The sequence below is a fragment of the Rhodococcus sp. UNC23MFCrub1.1 genome (assembly GCF_000686025.1).
Classification (GTDB): domain Bacteria; phylum Actinomycetota; class Actinomycetes; order Mycobacteriales; family Mycobacteriaceae; genus Rhodococcoides.
Genome location: NZ_JMLQ01000003.1, coordinates 511,490 through 529,737 on the forward strand (window position 1 = coordinate 511,490; position 18,248 = coordinate 529,737).

Genomic DNA, 18,248 nt, shown 5'->3' on the forward strand with positions numbered 1-18,248 from the left:
GAGGAGCGAACGATGACGACGTCGGACAGCGCACCGAGAACCACCGAACCGGCCGACACGACACCTACCGTGAACCGGACAGCGTCCGATCCCTTCCCGCTCTCCCCGGCGCAGGCCAGCCTGTGGTTCGCCCAGAAGCTCGCTCCCGAGGTTCCCCTCACCGTCGCGCAGTACGTCGACGTGCAGGGTGACCTCGACATCGACCTGCTCGAGCGCGTGGGTGCCCGCGCGGCCGCGGAACTCCAGTCCGGCGAGATCAGGCTCGTGGAGATCGACGGTCAGCCGTATCAGGTCGTCGACCCGGCAGCCACCGTGCGCACCACTCGGCTCGACGTCCGGTCCGAGGCGGACCCGATCGCCGCGGCCCTGGCCTGGATGCAGAAGGAGATGCGCTCCCCGGTCGATCTGGACCGCGATCCGCTGACCGTCAACGTCGTCTTCCGCGTCGAGGACCACCGCTACTTCTGGTACACCCGCATGCACCACATCGCCGGTGACGGATACGGCGCCGTCACCGCCATGAAGCGCGTCGCCGAGCTGTACACCAACGAGCAGGCCGGTGTTCCCACCCCGGACAGCAAGGCCGGCGACCTGGCCACGCTCTACGCGGCAGAACGCGCGTACCGCACCTCCACCAGGTTCGAGACCGACCGCGCCTTCTGGCAGGACACGCTCCAGGGTCTGCCGGACACCTTCTCCCTCGCCGATCGCACCGCCCCGGCCGCGCCGAGTCGCCTGCGACTCAACGGTGTCACCGACGAGACCGTCGGCGACATGCTCACCTCCGCGGAGGAGCGATTCGACGCCAGTGCCGCTGCCGTCGTGGCCGCGTCCTTCGCCGCCTACCTGCACCGGGTCACCGGGCGCGCCGACGTCGTCATGAGTCTGCCGGTGTCCGTCCGCACCACCGCGGCGCTGCGCCGCTCGGGCGGCATGGTGTCCAACGTCGTACCGATCCGCGTGCACATCTCGCCCGACATGAACATCGGCGACCTGGTGTCGTCGGTGACCCTCGAGATCACCGGTGCGCTGCGCCACCAGAAATACCGCCACGAGGACATCCGCCGCGACCACGGCAGCTCGACCATGCACCGCGGGTTCTTCGGACCCATGGTGAACATCATGCTGTTCGACTGGACCGTCGGTCTGGGCGATCTGGTGGGCCGGCTGCACCTGCTCTCCAGCGGTCCCATCGAGGACTTCACCTTCAACGTCTACAACAGCGGCGGCAACTCGCTGAACATCGACTTCGAGGGCAACCCGTCGCTGTACGACGAGGACACCCTCGCTGCCCATCATCGGCGGTTCCTCGCCTTCTTCGAGAACTTCCTGGGACGCGGGGCACGAACTCGCGTCTCCGGTCTCGACGTCGTGCTGCCCGACGAGTACGACCGTGTGGTCACCGAGTTCAACGACACAGCCGTGAGCGTTCCGCGGACCACGCTGCCCGCGCTGTTCGACGCACAGGTGCGGCGCACCCCGGACGCGACGGCCCTGGAGTTCGCCGGCACCGCACTGACGTACGCGGAACTCGATCGTCGCTCGTCCCGCCTGGCGCGGGCGTTGATCGCCCGCGGCGTCGGACCCGACGTGCTCGTGGGCCTGGCCATGCAGCGCTCGCTCGACCTCGTCGTCGCGATGTACGCGATCGAGAAGGCCGGCGGCGCCTACGTACCGCTCGACCCCGATCATCCCGCCGAGCGTCTCGGCCACGTCCTCGACACCGCCCGGCCCGCGTGCGTGCTGACGGTGTCCACGCAGGGTGTCGTCCTGCCCGACACCGCTGCGCGCGTCGACGTCGACACGCTCGATCTCGCCGGACTCGCCGACACGCCGGTCGGCGACAGTGAGCGCACGGCGACTCTGCGACCCGATTCGCTGGCGTACGTGATCTTCACGTCGGGTTCCACGGGCCGCCCCAAGGGTGTCGGGGTGTCGCACCAGGCGATCGTCAACCGACTGCTGTGGATGCAGAACGAGTACTACCTCGGCGCCGACGACGCCGTGTTGCAGAAGACTCCGGCGACGTTCGACGTCTCGGTGTGGGAGTTCTTCTGGCCGCTCCAGGTCGGCGCCCGCCTGGTGATCGCGGAGCCCGACGGGCATCGCGATCCGCGCTACCTCGCCTCGATCATCGCCGGATCAGGCGTCACCACGGCACATTTCGTGCCCTCGATGCTCGGCGCCTTCGTCGCTGAACTGCGCGCGTCCGACGCCCGGCTCGGTGACCTGCGTCAGGTGTTCTGCAGCGGTGAGGCACTGCCCGCGGAGACGGCATCGGCATTCCGCTCGCTCACCGGGTCCGCGCTGCACAACCTCTACGGGCCGACCGAGGCCGCCGTCGACGTCACCTACTGGGAGGTGACCGACGCCGACGCCGTCACGGTGCCGATCGGACGGCCGGTGTGGAACACCGCGTTGCAGATCCTCGACGCCCGGCTCGAGCCGGTTCCGGTGGGAACGGCGGGCGAGCTCTACCTCGCGGGCGACCAGCTCGCCCGTGGCTACGTCGGTCGGCCCGATCTGAGCGCCGACCGGTTCGTCGCCGACCCGCTGTCGGCGCACGGCACCCGCATGTACCGCACCGGCGACCTGGCGCGTTGGCGGGCCGACGGCGCCGTCGAGTACCTGGGCCGCACCGACTTCCAGGTCAAGATCCGCGGACTGCGGATCGAGCTCGGCGACGTCGAGGCGGCTCTGGTCGCGCATCCCGCCGTGCACCACGCGGTGGCCGTGGCCCACGTCGACGAGCGCGGCGAGACCACGCTCGTCGCGTACGTCGCACCCGAGCCCGGCACCGACGCGGCGAGCGTCGAGGTCCGCGCTGTCGCCGCGACCGTCGCCGACCGCCTCCCGTCCTACATGGTGCCGTCGCTGGTGATCGTTCTCGACGCACTTCCGTTGAGCGCCAACGGCAAGGTCGACCGCAAGGCACTGCCGGAACCGGTGCGCCGCCGGGCCGACGTGCCCTCGGTCCCGCCGCGCACAGAGGTCGAGCGACGCATCGCCGAGACCATCGCCGACGTGCTGGACGTCCCCGCTCCCGGTGTCCACGACAGCTTCTTCGAGATCGGCGGCAACTCGCTGCTGGCCACGCGCGTGGTCTCCCGCATCAGCGCCGAGCTCGGTGCCGACGTGGGCATCAAGGACCTCTTCGAGGCGCCGACCGTGGCACGTCTGGCGGATCGCGTCGCCCATGCGCCCGTGGTCACCACCGGGCCGCCGCTGGTCGCAGGACCTCGCCCGGATCGCATTCCCCTCTCGCTCGCCCAACAGCGACTGTGGTTCCTGAACCGGTTCGACTCGGCGTCCCCGGCGTACAACATGCCGTTCGCCATCACGCTGCACGGCGACCTCGACGCGGACGCTCTGACTGTCGCGCTCGCCGACGTCCTGGAGCGCCACGAGACGCTGCGCACCGTGTATCCCGACTCCGCCGACGGTCCGCACCAGGTGGTGCAGGACCCCGCGCACCACGACCTCGCGCCGATCGACACCGACGACTCGGCGCTGGCCGACACCGTGCGGGAGTTCGCGTCTCACGGATTCGACGTCACGCGGGAGCACCCGGTCCGCGTCCGCCTGTTCCGCACCTCGCCGACGTCGCACACGCTGGCCGTGGTGCTGCACCACATCGCGTCGGACGGGTTCTCCTTCGGCCCCCTCGCGACCGATGTCATGACCGCCTACGCTGCGCGGACGCAGGGGAGTGCGCCGCTGTGGGCACCGCTCGACGTGCAGTACGCGGACTTCACGCTCTGGCAGCACGCCGCACTCGGAGACGAGAACGATCCGACCTCGATCCTGCGCAGTCAGATCGACTACTGGACCGCGCGGTTGGACGGCCTGCCCGACACGCTCGAGCTGCCGACGGATCGCCCCCGTCCCGCTGCACCGTCGCACCGCGGCGGCGCCCACGACTTCCACATCGACGCCGATCTGCACCAGCAGCTCCTCGTGCTCGCATCGGACACCTCGGCCAGCCTGTTCATGGTCTTGCACGCGGCACTGTCCGCGCTGCTGGGACGGCTCGCGGACTCGGACGACGTCGCGATCGGGTCGCCCATCGCCGGTCGCGGCCACCGCTCGCTCGACGGACTCGTCGGCATGTTCGTCAACACACTGGTGCTGCGGTCGACGCCCGCGCCGCACGTCCCGTTCACCGACCTCCTCCGCGAGGTACGCGATCACGACCTCGAGGCGTTCGCCCGCGCGGACGTCCCGTTCGAGCGTGTCGTCGACGCGGTGGCACCGGAACGCTCGACGTCGCGCCACCCACTGTTCCAGGTCGTTCTCTCCTTCGAGAACCTCGCGCCGGTCCGCGTCGAGATGGCCGGACTGGATGTCGAGGTCGCCGAAATCGACTCCCGCACAGCCAAGTTCGACCTCACACTGCAGCTCTCGGAGCGCACCACGGTCGACGGTCGGCCCGACGGGGTCGATGCGCGCCTGGGCTACGCCCGCGATCTGTTCGACGACGCGACAGCCGCGACGATGGCGCAGCGACTGGTGTCCGTCATGCGATCGGTCGCGGCGGATCCCACCCGAGCGATCGGCGACATCGACCTGTCCACGTCCACCGACGCTCCTGCCGTCCTCGTGGGCGCGGCAGCCGGGCCCACCTCGTCGCTCGCCGACATCCTCGTCTCGGCCGCGCGGCGCGATCCGTCCGCCACCGCCGTCGTCACGGCGGACGGCTCCGTCACGTACGGCGAACTCGACGACGCGTCGGACCTGCTGGCGCACGCGTTGATCGCCGAGGGGGTCGGCCCGGAATCGATCGTGCCCGTGTGTCTCGAGCGCTCGATCGACTCGATCGTCGCGACCTGGGCCGTGACGAAGACCGGCGCCGCCTTCCTCCCGGTGGATCCGCGCTACCCGGCGGACCGCATCGAGCGCATGGTCACCGACGTCGCCGCGTCCCTCGGCATCGCTGCCGCGGGAGCCGCACTGCCCGTTGCGGTCCGGTGGGTCACCGTCGATCACCGATCCGACGAGTCCTCGGCGGCACTGCCCGTACGGGTGCGCCCGGAGAACCCGGCCTACCTCATCTTCACGTCCGGATCCACGGGCACCCCCAAGGCGGTCGTGGTGCCGCACCGCGGCCTCGCCGACTTCGCCCGCGAGCAGGTGGCGACCTACCGAGTCGGACCGCGATCGCGCACACTGCATTTCGCCTCGCCGAGTTTCGACGCCTCGATCCTGGAACTGCTCATGGGATTCGCCGCGGGCGCGACCGTCGTGGTCGCCGGTACCGACGTCTACGGCGGCGACCGCCTCACCGCACTGCTGCGTGATCAGCGGGTGACCCACGCCTTCGTCACCCCTGCTGCTCTCGAGACGGTGGACCCTGCGGACCTCGACGCTCTGACCTTCGTCGGGGTCGGCGGCGACGTCTGCAGTCCCGCCCTCGTCGAACGGTGGGCGCCCGGCCGCCGCATGCTCAACCTGTACGGGCCGTCCGAGGCCACCGTCGTCGCGACCCTGACACCGCCGATGGCACCCGGCTCGCCCGTCACCATCGGCGCCCCGCGCCGCGGTGTCGACGTGCGGGTGCTCGATCGTCGTCTGCGCCCGGTGGTCCCCGGAGTTCCCGGCGAGCTCTACCTGTCCGGGCCGGCGCTGGCCCGCGGGTACCTCGGGCGCCTGCCGCTGACCTCCACCCGCTTCGTCGCCGATCCGTTCGGCACGCCGGGTGACCGTATGTACCGCACCGGCGACGTCGTCGCCGCCGTGACCACCACCGCGGGAACCGAACTGGTGTTCCGCGGCCGAGCCGACGACCAGGTCAAGGTGCGGGGTCACCGCATCGAACTCGCCGAGATCGACGCGGTGCTCCAGCGTCATCCGTCGGTCACGTTCTCCGTCACGAGCGTGCAGAACGCGGGCCGGGCCGACGCCCGCCTGGTCTCGCACCTCACGCTCGCGCCGGGCGCCGCCGGAACCGAACCGGTGCTCGAGCACGCCCGCCGCACCCTGCCCGGGTACATGGTGCCGTCCGCGGTGGTCGTGCTCGACGAGGTGCCCCTCACCCCGTCGGGCAAGCTCGATCGCCGCGCGCTGCCCATGCCCACACCGGAGACGACGGAGGCGGCGTACCGCGAGCCCCGCACCGAGACCGAGTGGACCGTCGCCCGCGTGTTCGCGGACGTCCTCACGGTGCCCCGGGTCGGTCTGGACGACAGCTTCTTCGACGCCGGAGGCAACTCGTTGATGGCGACCCGTGTCACCAGTGCGATCGGCGCCGCGCTGAGCCGTGAGGTGGAGGTGCGCACTCTCTTCGAGGCCCCGACCGTCGAGGCGCTCGCGGCTCACCTCGACGCCGACAGCGGTGCGGCGTCGCGGATCCCGCTCGTCGCGATCCCGGCGGCGAGCCGTCCGGACCGGATTCCGCTGTCGTCGCCGCAGCAACGGCTCTGGTTCCTCAATCGCTTCGACCCCACCTCCGACGCCTACAACATCTCGTTCTCGGTGCACCTGGACGGCGTCCTCGACGGCCCCGCGATGGCACTGGCGTTGGCCGACGTGGTGGAACGGCACGAGAGCCTGCGGACCGTGTTCCCCGAGAGCGATCACGGACCGCACCAGGTCGTCGCACCGGCAGCACCCGTACCGCTCACAACGACCGTCGTGGACCGCGACGACGTCGCGGAGGCGCTGACACGGTTCGCCCGTCGCGGGTTCGATCTCACGGTCGAGACCCCGCTGCGCACCACTCTTCTGTCGATCTCCGAGACGGAGCACGTGCTCGGTCTCGTCGTGCACCACATCGCCGCGGACGGGTGGTCCCTCGGACCGCTGACCCGCGACGTCATGGTCGCCTACGCCGCCCGCATCCGGGGAGCTGCCCCGCAGTGGACCCCACTTCCGGTGCAGTACAGCGACTTCACCCTGTGGCAGCGGGCCGTGCTCGGTGACGAGGCCGACCCGGAGAGCCGGGCACACCGCGACCTATCCTTCTGGACCGACACTCTCGCCGACCTTCCGGACGAGTGCACCCTGCCCGGCGACCGCGTCCGCCCGGCGGCGCCGTCCCACCGGGCCGGCGTCCACGAGTTCGCCGTCGATCCGGCCGTGATGACCGCACTGTCGGCCGTCGCCGAGCGCCGGGGCAGCACCACGTTCATGGCGATGCACGCTGCACTCGCGGTCACGCTCGCTCGGCTCGCCGACACCCGGGACGTGGTGATCGGCACCCCGATCGCCGGCCGACGCGATCGCGCACTGGACGAGCTGGTCGGCATGTTCGTCGGCACTCTTGTCCTGCGCTCCGACGTGGCGCCGTCCGACACCTTCGCCGACCTTCTCGGCCGGGTCCGCAGCACCGATCTCGACGCGTTCGCTCACGCGGACCTGCCGTTCGAGCGTCTGGTCGACGCTCTGTCGCCGTCGCGGACGGCCGGTCGGCACCCGCTCGTGCAGGTCGTGCTGGCCTTCCAGTCCGACGGTGTCACCAGCGGCGAACTCGACGGTCTCACCGTCACCGCGTCGGAGATCGACCTGCAGCGCAGCAAGTTCGACGTCGAGCTCGCCGTCACGGAGAGCACCGACGCCGACGGTGAGCGGTCGTGGCGGTTCCGCGTCACCTACACGCGCGATCTCTACGACGAGAGCACCATCGCCGCCTTCGCGGACCGTGTCAGCGCCGTGCTCACCACGGTGGCCCGAGACCCGTCGGTGACCGTGGGCGACATCGAACTCCTGTCCCATCAGGAGTCCCGCGAGCTGACGACACGGGCCGGCGAGCGTCCCGGCGCACCGGTACTGCTGCCCGACCTGTGGGCCGCCGTCGCGCGGGAGAACGCGAACACCACTGCACTGGTGCATGATCCGTCCCACGGCGTCGACGTCACGGCTCGGCGGTCGCGCACGTACGCCGAGCTCGATGCCGACGCCACCCGTCTCGCCCGGGTCCTGCTCGAACGCGGAGCCGGACCCGAGCGCGTCGTCGCCCTGGCGCTCACCCGGTCGGCGGAGTCCGTCGCGGCGATGCTCGCCGTGGCGATGACAGGCGCGGCCTGGGTCCCCGTCGATCCGCGCTACCCGGCGGACCGCATCGACCACATGCTCACCGACAGCGGGGCCGACCTCGGTGTCTGCACCGTGGCCGACCGCCCGGCGGCAGGACGGGACGTCGACTGGATCGTGCTCGACGACCCGACCACCGTCGCCGACATCGCGACCCGGTCGACGGAACCCGTCACCGACCGTGACCGGACGTCCACGCTGCGTGTCGACCATCCGGCCTACGTCATCTACACCTCCGGATCGACAGGACTGCCCAAGGGCGTCGCCGTGACGCACTCGGGACTCTCCTCGTTCGCAGAGGTGCAGCGCACGACGTTCGGCATCACCGGAACATCGCGGACCCTGCACTTCGCCTCGCCGAGCTTCGACGCGTCGGTGCTCGAGATCCTGATGGCGATGGGCGCCGGCTCCACCGTCGTCGTCGCCCCGAGCGACGTCTACGGCGGCGCGGAACTGGCCGAACTGATCGACCGCGAGTCGGTCTCGCACGCCTTCGTCACCCCGGCCGCGCTCGCGACCGTCGACGTCGCCGCCGGATCACTGCCGAGTCTCACCACCGTGGTGGTGGGCGGCGACACGTGCTCCGCGGACCTGGTGCGGCGCTGGTCGGTCGGACGTTCGCTGTACAACGGGTACGGCCCGACGGAGGCGACCATCGTCGCCGCCATCGCGGAACTGCGTGCCGACGAACCGGTCACCATCGGTACGCCCATCGCCGGAGTCCGCGCCGTGGTGCTCGACGCGCGTCTGCATCCGGTGCCGGTCGGCGTCACGGGTGAGCTGTACCTGTCGGGTGTCGGCGTCGCTCGCGGCTACCTCGACCGCGCGGGACTGACGGCGGGCCGGTTCGTGGCCGATCCGTACGGCACAGCGGGGGAGCGGATGTACCGCACCGGCGATGTCGTGCGGTGGACTGCGGACGGCCGGCTCGACTACGTCGGACGCTCGGACACCCAGGTCAAGATCCGCGGATTCCGCATCGAGCTCGGTGAGATCGACGCCGCACTGACGAGGGACCCGTCCGTCGGCTTCGCGCACACTCTGGTGCACACCGATGCCTCCGGTCGCGCCTCGCTGGCGTCCTACGTCGTCGCCGCCACCGGACACGACATCGATGTCGACGCGGTCACGGGCGGCGTCCGCTCCGTCCTGCCCGGCCACATGGTGCCGGCATCGATGACGGTTCTCGAGCGCATCCCTCTCACTCCCGTCGGCAAGCTGGACGTGCGGGCGCTTCCCGCCCCGGTCGTCGTGGCCGTCGACCGCACTCACGACGCGCCGGCCTCCGAGACCGAGCGGACCGTCGCCGAGACCGTGGCGGCAGTGCTGGACCTCGACGTCGAGGTCGGACGCGACGACAGCTTCTTCGCACTCGGTGGCAACTCCCTGTTGGCCACACAGGTCGCGTCCCGCCTGGGTTCCACTCGCGGCGTTCGGGTTCCGGTCCGGGCACTCTTCGAGCACCCGACGGTCGCAGCCCTCGCCGCGCACATCGACGGGCTCGCCGAGTCCGCCGGCCCCGCTCTCGAGGCACGGCCTCGACCCGACCGGATCCCGCTGTCCTCGGCGCAGCAACGCCTGTGGTTCCTCAACAGGTTCGACCGGGCGTCGGGGGCGTACAACGTGCCCTTCGCGGTGCGCCTGACGGGACCGCTCGACATCGCCGCGCTGGAGGCCGCGCTGCGCGACCTCGTCGACCGCCACGAGGTGCTCCGGACCGTGTACCCGGACTCGCCCGAGGGCCCGCACCAGGTGATCCTGCCTGCGCACGAGGTTCCGGTGGCGCTGGAGCCCGTCGTGACCGAGCCCTCCGCGGTGACGGCCGCGATCGTCACGAGCGCGGCTCGCGGGTTCGACGTGACCACGCAGGCGCCCCTGCGGGTGGACCTGCTCGAGGTGACGGCCGGGGACGAGCACGTCCTCGTCGTCACGCTGCACCACATCGCCGCGGACGGCTGGTCGCTGGCGCCGCTCGCCGCAGACCTGCTCACCGCCTACACCGCGCGGTCCACCGGCACGGCACCCGCGACGGAGCCACTGCCGGTGCAGTACGCGGACTACACGCTGTGGCAGCGTGACCGGCTCGGCTCCGAGGACGACCCGTCGAGCCTCGTCTCGACGCAACTGGCGTACTGGACGGCGGCGTTGACCGGAGCTCCCGACCGTATCGACATCCCCACCGACCGTCCGCGGCCGAGCGTGCCGTCTCACCGGGGCGGGGTGGTCACCACCACGGTGGGTGTCGACACGCACCGGCGGCTCGTCGACCTCGCGCGGCGGGAGAACGCGACGCTGTTCATGGCCGTCCACACCGCCCTCGCCGTCGTGCTCGGCCGTCTAGCCGGCCGCTTCGACACGTCCGTCGGTACCGCGGTCGCCGGCCGCGGCGACGAGGCACTGGACGCGCTGGTCGGAATGTTCGTCAACACGCTGGTACTGCGCACGCGGGTCTCGCCGACCGCGTCGCTGACCGAGGCGTTGCAGCACGTGCGCGCGGTCGATCTGGACGCGTTCGCGCACCCCGACGTTCCGTTCGAACGTCTGGTGGACGTGCTGCACCCACAGCGCAGCACGAGCCATCACCCGTTGTTCCAGATCATGTTGTCGTTGCAGGACGACGTTCCGACGACTGCTCGCATGGGCGAGGTGACCGTCGACGCGGCCGAGGTGGACGTCGCCGTCGCCAAGTTCGACATCCAGTTCACGGTCACCGACCGGCGCACCGACGACCGGGAGCCGGCGGGGCTGACCGTCACCGCCGACTACGCGACCGATCTGTTCGACGCCGCCACCGTGAGCACCATGCTCGATCGTCTGGTGGGCGTGTTGGGCGTCCTGGCCACCGAACCCGACCGCAGCGTCGGAAGCGTCGAGATGTTGACCTCGCAGGAGCGAGCCCATCTGGTGCCCGTGCACGGCGGCGAGACCGATCCCGATCCGTCGCTGACCTTGTCCGAGGTGTTCGAGCAGACCGCACGCCGGGTTCCCGACCGCATCGCGGCGGAGTACCTCGGCGCCCACATCACCTACGGCGAGCTCGACCGACGTTCGACCACGGTGGCCCGAGCTCTCGTCAGGCGCGGTGTCGGACCGGAATCACTGGTTGCCCTTGGCTTCACGCGATCCTTCGACTCCCTCGTCGCGGTCCTGGCCGTCGCGAAGGCCGGCGGCGCCTTCGTCCCGGTCGACCCGCACTACCCGGCCGACCGCGTCCGTCACATGCTGACGGACTCGGCGACCACGTGGGGACTGACGACCGCGGAGCACCTGGCGGCCGTGGACGGAGTCTCGTCGACACGGTGGCTCGTGCTCGACGACGCGGACACCCTGGCCGAGCTGGCTCGTACGGCCGACGAACCCCTCTCGCCCGCAGAGCTTCTCGGACCCATCGGTCTCGTGAACCCCGCGTACGTCATCTACACCTCGGGGTCGACCGGGACGCCGAAGGGTGTCGTCGTCACCCACGCCGGCCTGTCGAACTTCGCCGGCGAGCTGCGCGATCGATTCGAGGTCGACGAGACGGCGCGCGTACTGCACTTCGCGACACCGAGTTTCGACGCCGCCGTCATGGACCAGCTGTTCGCGTACGGATCCGGCGCGACACTCGTCGTGTCACCGCCCGGGGTCTACGGCGGCCGCGAACTGGGCGACCTGCTGGGATCGGAACGCATCACGCACGCCTTCATCACGACCGCGGCATTGTCGACCGCGGACCCGGCGAGCGCGACGTCGTTGCGACACATCCTCGTCGGCGGCGAGGCGTGCCCACCGGAACTGGTGGAGCGCTGGGCTCCGGGACGCTCGCTGTACAACGTGTACGGGCCGACGGAGACGACCATCGTCACGACGATGAGTGCGCCGATGGTGCCCAAGGGTCCGGTCACGATCGGTGGACCGATCCGCGGTGTCGCGGCGCAGGTGCTCGACCGCCAGCTGCAACCGGTGCCGTTCGGCGTCGTCGGCGAGCTGTACCTTGCCGGACCGGAACTCGCTCGCGGCTACCTCGGGCGCACGGCGTTGACGTCGTCGCGGTTCGTCGCCGATCCGCACGGCAAGCCGGGTGAGCGCCTCTACCGCACCGGTGACCTGGTGCGCTGGCGCGAGTCCGCCGACGGCGACCCGACCCTGTCCTACGTGGGCCGGACCGATCATCAGGTCAAGATCCGCGGGTTCCGCATCGAGCTGGGTGAGATCGACGCCGCGTTCGACGTGCACGACGGCGTGGACTTCGCGACCACGATGGGCCACGTCCTGCCCTCGGGGGACACCGTGCTGGTGTCCTACGTCCTGCCGCACCGGGAGTCGTCGGTCGACACGGCGTCGTTGCGTCGCCATCTGCAGGAGCGACTGCCCGGCTACATGGTGCCGCAGTCGATCATGCTGCTGGACGAGCTGCCGCTGACCTCCGTCGGCAAACTCGATCGGCGAGCGCTGCCCGCTCCGGAGTTCGCCGTCACCGGCGAGCATCGCGATCCGGGCACCGCGACCGAGCGCGCCGTCTGCGCTGTCTACGAGGAGATCCTGGGGGTGGCCGGAGTCGGACTCGACGACAGCTTCTTCGAACTCGGCGGCACGTCGCTGGTGGGGACGCGCGTGGTCGCTCGACTCGAAGAGACCCTCGGCACGACGGTTCCGATGCAATGGTTGTTCACCGACTCCACGCCAGCAGCTCTCGCCGCGCGCATCGACGACACCGCGCATCTGTCGGCGGACGAGGTCGCGGCGACGGCCACGGCGTCACTGGACATGCTGCTGCCGCTGCGCCCGCAGGGGTCCGCGTCACCGGTGTTCTGCATTCATCCGGCGTTCGGACTGTCCTGGAGTTACAGCGGTCTGCTCGCCCACCTCGACTCGAATCAGCCGGTGTACGGCCTGCAGTCACCCGTCGTCTCGGGACGCACCGAGGAGTTCGACACGGTCGAGGAGCTGGCCCGGTACTACGTTCGCGAGATCCGGTCGATCCAGCCGCACGGTCCGTACCACCTGCTGGGCTGGTCGCTCGGAGGCCTCATCGCCCACGCGATGACCGTCGAGCTGCAGCGGGTGGGGGAGAGCGTCGCGACGCTGACCATGCTCGACAGCTACGTGCTCGCCGACGAGTACCTCGAGTCGACACCGTCGGTGCGGGATCTCATCGAGGAGTTCACCGGCCACGAGTTGCCGGCAGGCGTGGAACCGACGGTCGCGGAGGCGGCGGCCGCGCTGCGGTCCGAGGGTGGTCCGATGGCGGCGATGACCGTCGACACCCTCGAGCGGCTGTACGCGGGCTACGTGAACGGGACCTCGCTGGCGCACGGGTACTCACCGGGCGTCGTGGACTGCGACGTGCTGTTCTTCACGGCGACCGAGGACGAGGTGAATCGGAACGACGTACGGCGGACCGCCTCGGCCTGGCGTCGACACGTCGGCGGTGCCATCCACGATCACGCGGTGCCGGTCGCACACTCCGCGATGACCGATCCGCAGGCACTCGCGATCATCGGACCGATCGTCGCGCAGCACCTGCGCTGATCTCGGACGGACCCGAGACACACCGAGGGCCCCGGAGCAGATGCTCCGGGGCCCTCGGTGACGACAGGGGAGAGGCGGTCAGACTCCGGCGCCGCGACGCTTCGCCTTGAGCAGATCCATCCGCTCCTTGAGCAGTTCCTCGAGCTCCTCCACCGAACGCCGCTCGAGCAGCATGTCCCAGTGGGTGCGCGGGGGCTTGACCTTCTTGGCCTCGGGCGCGGTGCCCTCGATCAGACTGCCCTCGAGACCGTTGCGGCAGAGCCAGGTGCCGGGCAGCTCGGCGTCGTCGGCGAAGGGAACGTCGAACTCCTCGCCGTTGTCCGTCCGGTATCGAGCCATGCGCCGGGGCGCGAGGTCGTGGTCGCGATCGGTCTCGTAGCTCACCGCTCCGAGTCGACTACCTCGTAGAACGCGATCTGCCATGGTGGAGTCCTCTCTCGATCGTGGTACGCATGTCGCGTCCGTCGAATTCAACGCGCGTGGTGCGCGGAACGTTCCCGCACGCGAACACCCCATTCTAACCGGTGATGCGGCAGGGTCCGCGCACGTCGGTATCGTCGGGTCGATGCGGGGTGAATCCGGGACGGTGGGCGGTGGGATCGGTCGGTCCCGTGCACGGCGCCCGAGCACGTGTCTGTGGTGCGGTCGGCCGGTGGTCGAGGGCGCTGCGGGCCGGCGCCGACGGTACTGCCGTCAGTCCTGCCGTCAGCGCGCCTACGAACAGCGGACGTCGCTGAAGGACACCGTCGTTGCGGACGACGCCGTGGTGCTCACGGAGGCCGAGGCCGGTGCCGCCGCCGATCGCGCGTTCGGAGTCCGGTGCGCCGCCGAGGACGTGGCCACGGCCGTCGCGGAGGGCGCCGACGCGGCCGAACTCGCCGAGCTCTGCGACCGGTTGGTCACCCTGGCCAAGGACGCGGAACGACTGCGCTGATCCTGATCAGACACCCAGGTCGCTCGGGTGGTAGCCCTGCGGATACCCGGGGTACGTCCGGTTGCGCGGATCCTGCGCCGACCGCGATGCCGTCCGCTTGGGCAGCAGACGCTCCACGCGGCCTCGGGCCTGCAGCGCCGACTCGAGCGCCGGGCGCACGGCGGGGACCGGGTCGCCGAACCCGAAGGCGCGGGTCATGTCCTGATCGATCATCGACAGCACGGCGCCGCGCACCGCGGAGCGGACCGGGCGCGGGTACCACGACGCCAGCAGGTCGCGGGTGTACTCGCCGATGGCCTTGTTGTCGTCGGAGTAGACGAACCGCTCGCGCTCGTACCGCACCTTGAAGGCGTGGAAGTCGGCTGTCGACGCGGGAATGTCCCGGATGCCCATCCGGATCCCGACCTCGCGGTAGAACGCGACGCTCGCGATCCGTTCGTGCGGATGCAGGCGCCGCCACCCGTAGCGGTCGATCCAGTCCAGCGGATCGAACGCGAAGGTGGAGAGCACGTACAGCATGTCGTCGTTCGAGATGTCGTAGCGCGCGTGCATGCGGTTGACCGCGCGGAGCGACGCGCGCCCGCGCTCGGAGTCGTACCCGTGTTCCACGAGTTCCGACATCAGCAGCGCGGTGTCGTCGTACCGCTTCTGAGGGCGGTGCTCGAACTCTCCCGTCCTGCGGAGCAACGCCGAGATGGTGGGCACGCAGTACGTGCGGAACAGCGCGAACTCCAACGCGCGCTGATAGTCCCAGGGAAACTCGCAGCCCGCCGTGATCTTGAGGACGGTGGCCGCGTCCGCCACCGGATCCAGCTCGTCGATCACCCGCACCCACCCGAACCGCCCGAAGCGCGGCCGGGGGAGGGTGGTCATCGCCCGTAGACCTTGGTCAGCAACAGGCGCGCGACCGCGACGTCGCGCCGCTTGCGCGTCATCGTCACCAGGCCCAGCGGGGCGGCGAAGCGTTGCTTCGTCACCGACTTCACCCGGGAGAACTCCCGTAACCCATCCGCGCCGTGGATCCGTCCGAAGCCCGAGTCGCCGACTCCGCCGAACGGCAGCGCGCCCACCGCTGCGAAGCCCAGCACGGAGTTGACCGTCACCACTCCGACCCGGAGCCGGTCCGCCGCCCGCTCGGCCGCGGCCTTCGACGCGGTGAAGACCGACGCGCCCAGCCCGTACTTCGAGGCGTTGGCCCGCTCGATGCCCTCGTCGAGATCACGGACGCGGTTGACCACCACGGTCGGACCGAACGTCTCCTCGGCGACGGCCGAGCTGTCCTCCGGCACGTCGAGCAGCACGATGGGATCGACGTACGGCGCCCGGACGGATTCGAGTCCGCCGACGACGGCGCGACCACCGCGCGCCAGGGCGTCCTCGACCTGGTCCCGCACGATGTCGACCTGCTTCGGCAACGTCATGCGTCCGTACTGCGCATCGTCCGCTTCGCCGACCCGGAGGTCGCGTACACGGGAGGTCAGGATGTCCACGAAACGATCGGCGACCTCCTCGACCACGTAGATGCGCTCCACACCCGCGCAGGTCTGGCCCGCGTTGCCCATGGCGCCGAACGCGGCGAAGGTCGCCGCGGCCTCGAGGTCGGCGGTGGCGTCGACGATGAGCGCGTCCTTGCCGCCGCCCTCGACCACGATCGGCGTGAGCGTCTCCGCGCACACCGCCATGACCTTCTTCGCCGTCGCGGTGGACCCGGTGAAGGCGAGCTTGTCCACTCCCGAGCGGCACAGCGCCTCACCGACCCGACCGTCGCCGGTGACGGTCTGGAGCACCTGGTGCGGCGCCGCCAGCGACGCCCAGGCGTCGGCCAGCCAGGTGCCGGTGCGGGGAGTGAGCTCGCTGGGCTTGAAGACGACGGCGTTGCCGGCGGCCATCGAGTACGCGAGCGACCCCATCGGTGTGTAGACCGGATAGTTCCACGGGCCGATCACGCCGACGACGCCCATCGGTTGATACCGCACGGAGGCAGCGTGATTGATGCTCACCAGACCCGGGAAGACGGACCGCTCCCGCAGGACACGTCGCGCGTTCTTCGCGGCCCACGTGAGATGCTCCACCGCCAGCATGACCTCGAGCAGAGCGTCGTCCTTCGGCTTGCCCGTCTCCTCGCGCACGGTGTCGACGAGCGACCCCGACGTCCGGGCGATCCTGGATCGGAACTCGAGCAGCCACCCCTTGCGATCCGTGAAATCGAGAGCGCCCCACCACAGTGCCGCGTCACGCGCGCGGGCGACGGCCGCGTGCACCTCTCCGTCGGACGGCGTCGGTGCCGCGGTGCGTTCCGGAGAGTGCTGGACCGTCATGTGTGTACCCCTCAGTCAGCCGAATGATCCACTGTGATCGGTGACACTATGGCTGATCGCCGTCCGCGACAATGACCGAGCCGACCGTGGTCGGTGACCCGAACCGACCGTCAGGCGATGTCGCACCCGTCGGTGGGTACGTCGGCGAACCGGTCCATCAGGTACGCCGCGGCCCCACCGCCGTAGCCGTCGATGATCTGCGGACCGAAGTGGTTGGGCAGCACCGCACCCGGCAGGATCGGCGGCAGCGGGTTCGACCGGAACGTCACCGACGCACCCTGGCCGCACCACTCCTCCGCCAACTCCCGCGCCTGCCCGTACGGCACCGTGTCGTCGTTGATGCCGCTGGTGATCAACACCGGGGCCGACGGCCGCAGGGTGCCGGTACGCAGCTTCTCGAAGATGGGACCGGCCTCGGGCACGGATCTCAGGTTCTCCGACATCGAGCGACCGTCCTTCGTCAGCGTCTCGGTGCGCAGGAACGGATACGTCAGGATCGTGTCGGCGATGCACTGGGTCGACAGGTCGTTCAGCACCGTCTTGCCGTGATCGGAGACGCGCTCCTCGACGCGGGCCCGCAACGACGGGTTCCGCTCGAGGACTCCGTTCAGTGCGTACCCGATGACTCCGCCGATGAGAGTGCCGTCCACCGTGTTCAGCACGTCGAGCAGGTCGGCCGTCGGTGCGCCCGCCCACGTGCCCTTGATGTTCAGTTCCGGTGCGTAACTCGCCGCCGACTCGGCCGCGGCGGCGGTGGCGCCGCCGCCCTGCGAATAGCCCCAGAGACCGATGGGGGAGTCGGGGTCGCCTGCCAGCGCGTTCGCCGCTCGCGCGCCGTCGAGCACCGCGTGCGCCTCCTCCGGCCGGTTGACGTAGGTGTGCAACCCCGGCGTGCCGAGACCGATGTAGTCGGTCACGAAGACGCGCGCGCCCATCGAACCCCAGAGCGTCGACGACACGAGTTCCTGGTTCGCCGAGAGGGACAGCGGGTCCGTCGTGAGGTTCAGCCCGAGCGGGAACGCCCGCGACGGCGCGCACTGGTCGCCCTGCCCCACCGTCCCCGGAGCGACCACGACGGTGGGTCTGGGGCCGGCGCCGCGCCAGGGAACGGCCGAGTCGATGAACGTTCCGGTCACCGCGACGGGCTCGTCGTTCTCGGTCCGCGAGGTGTACTTGACGCGCTGCGCGGTGGCGGGATAGCGACCGTCCACTCCCGGCGCAGCGAGAAAGAGCGACATCGGCTCGGTGCGGAGCACCGTGCCCGGCGCACCCGCGACGTCCGTCGGTGGGGAGTAGAAGTCGTCACCGGGGGCTGCGTCGGCGAGTGCGGGTGCGACACCGACCAACGCCACGAGCACCGCTCCGACGATCAGACTGCGTGACAGTGTCATCGACTTCCTTCCCGCTGCGCGGACCCCCCGGCAGGCGCCCTGAAGTAAGACAGTTGCGGCACCAGG

At 70.4% G+C, this 18,248-nt stretch carries 6 protein-coding genes; 2 read left to right on the top strand and 4 right to left on the bottom strand.

Going from position 1 to position 18,248, the window contains the following annotated elements; all coding sequences use genetic code 11:
• Positions 1 to 12: 12 nt before the first annotated feature.
• Positions 13 to 13,539: a non-ribosomal peptide synthetase gene (locus BR07_RS24095; protein WP_051613235.1), complete on the top strand. Its 13,527-nt coding sequence runs from the start codon at positions 13 to 15 to the stop codon at positions 13,537 to 13,539.
• A 78-nt stretch (positions 13,540 to 13,617) separates the two neighbouring features.
• Here BR07_RS24095 and BR07_RS0110335 read toward each other — a convergent pair whose 3' ends face one another.
• The gene (locus BR07_RS0110335; protein WP_027505388.1) at positions 13,618 to 13,962 is read right to left on the bottom strand and encodes an RNA polymerase-binding protein RbpA; all 345 of its coding nucleotides are present in this window, start codon (positions 13,960 to 13,962) and stop codon (positions 13,618 to 13,620) included.
• Positions 13,963 to 14,104: 142 nt separating this feature from the next.
• Between BR07_RS0110335 and BR07_RS0110340 the strand changes: the two genes are divergently transcribed.
• Complete coding sequence (locus BR07_RS0110340) at positions 14,105 to 14,473, top strand: hypothetical protein (RefSeq protein WP_051613280.1); 369 nt, start codon at positions 14,105 to 14,107, stop codon at positions 14,471 to 14,473.
• Between the two features lie 6 nt (positions 14,474 to 14,479).
• Here the strand turns inward: BR07_RS0110340 and BR07_RS24100 are convergent, their stop codons facing one another.
• The 3 genes from BR07_RS24100 to BR07_RS0110355 form a co-directional block, all read right to left on the bottom strand.
• Positions 14,480 to 15,346 (bottom strand): oxygenase MpaB family protein, encoded by an 867-nt coding sequence (locus tag BR07_RS24100; protein WP_051613236.1) that lies wholly within the window; start codon positions 15,344 to 15,346, stop codon positions 14,480 to 14,482.
• Positions 15,343 to 16,791: an aldehyde dehydrogenase family protein gene (locus BR07_RS24105; RefSeq protein ID WP_051613237.1), complete on the bottom strand. Its 1,449-nt coding sequence runs from the start codon at positions 16,789 to 16,791 to the stop codon at positions 15,343 to 15,345. The genes BR07_RS24100 and BR07_RS24105 overlap by 4 nt, the downstream gene beginning before the upstream one ends.
• A 110-nt stretch (positions 16,792 to 16,901) precedes the next feature.
• Positions 16,902 to 18,182: a lipase family protein gene (locus BR07_RS0110355; protein WP_027505390.1), complete on the bottom strand. Its 1,281-nt coding sequence runs from the start codon at positions 18,180 to 18,182 to the stop codon at positions 16,902 to 16,904.
• Positions 18,183 to 18,248 lie beyond the last annotated feature (66 nt).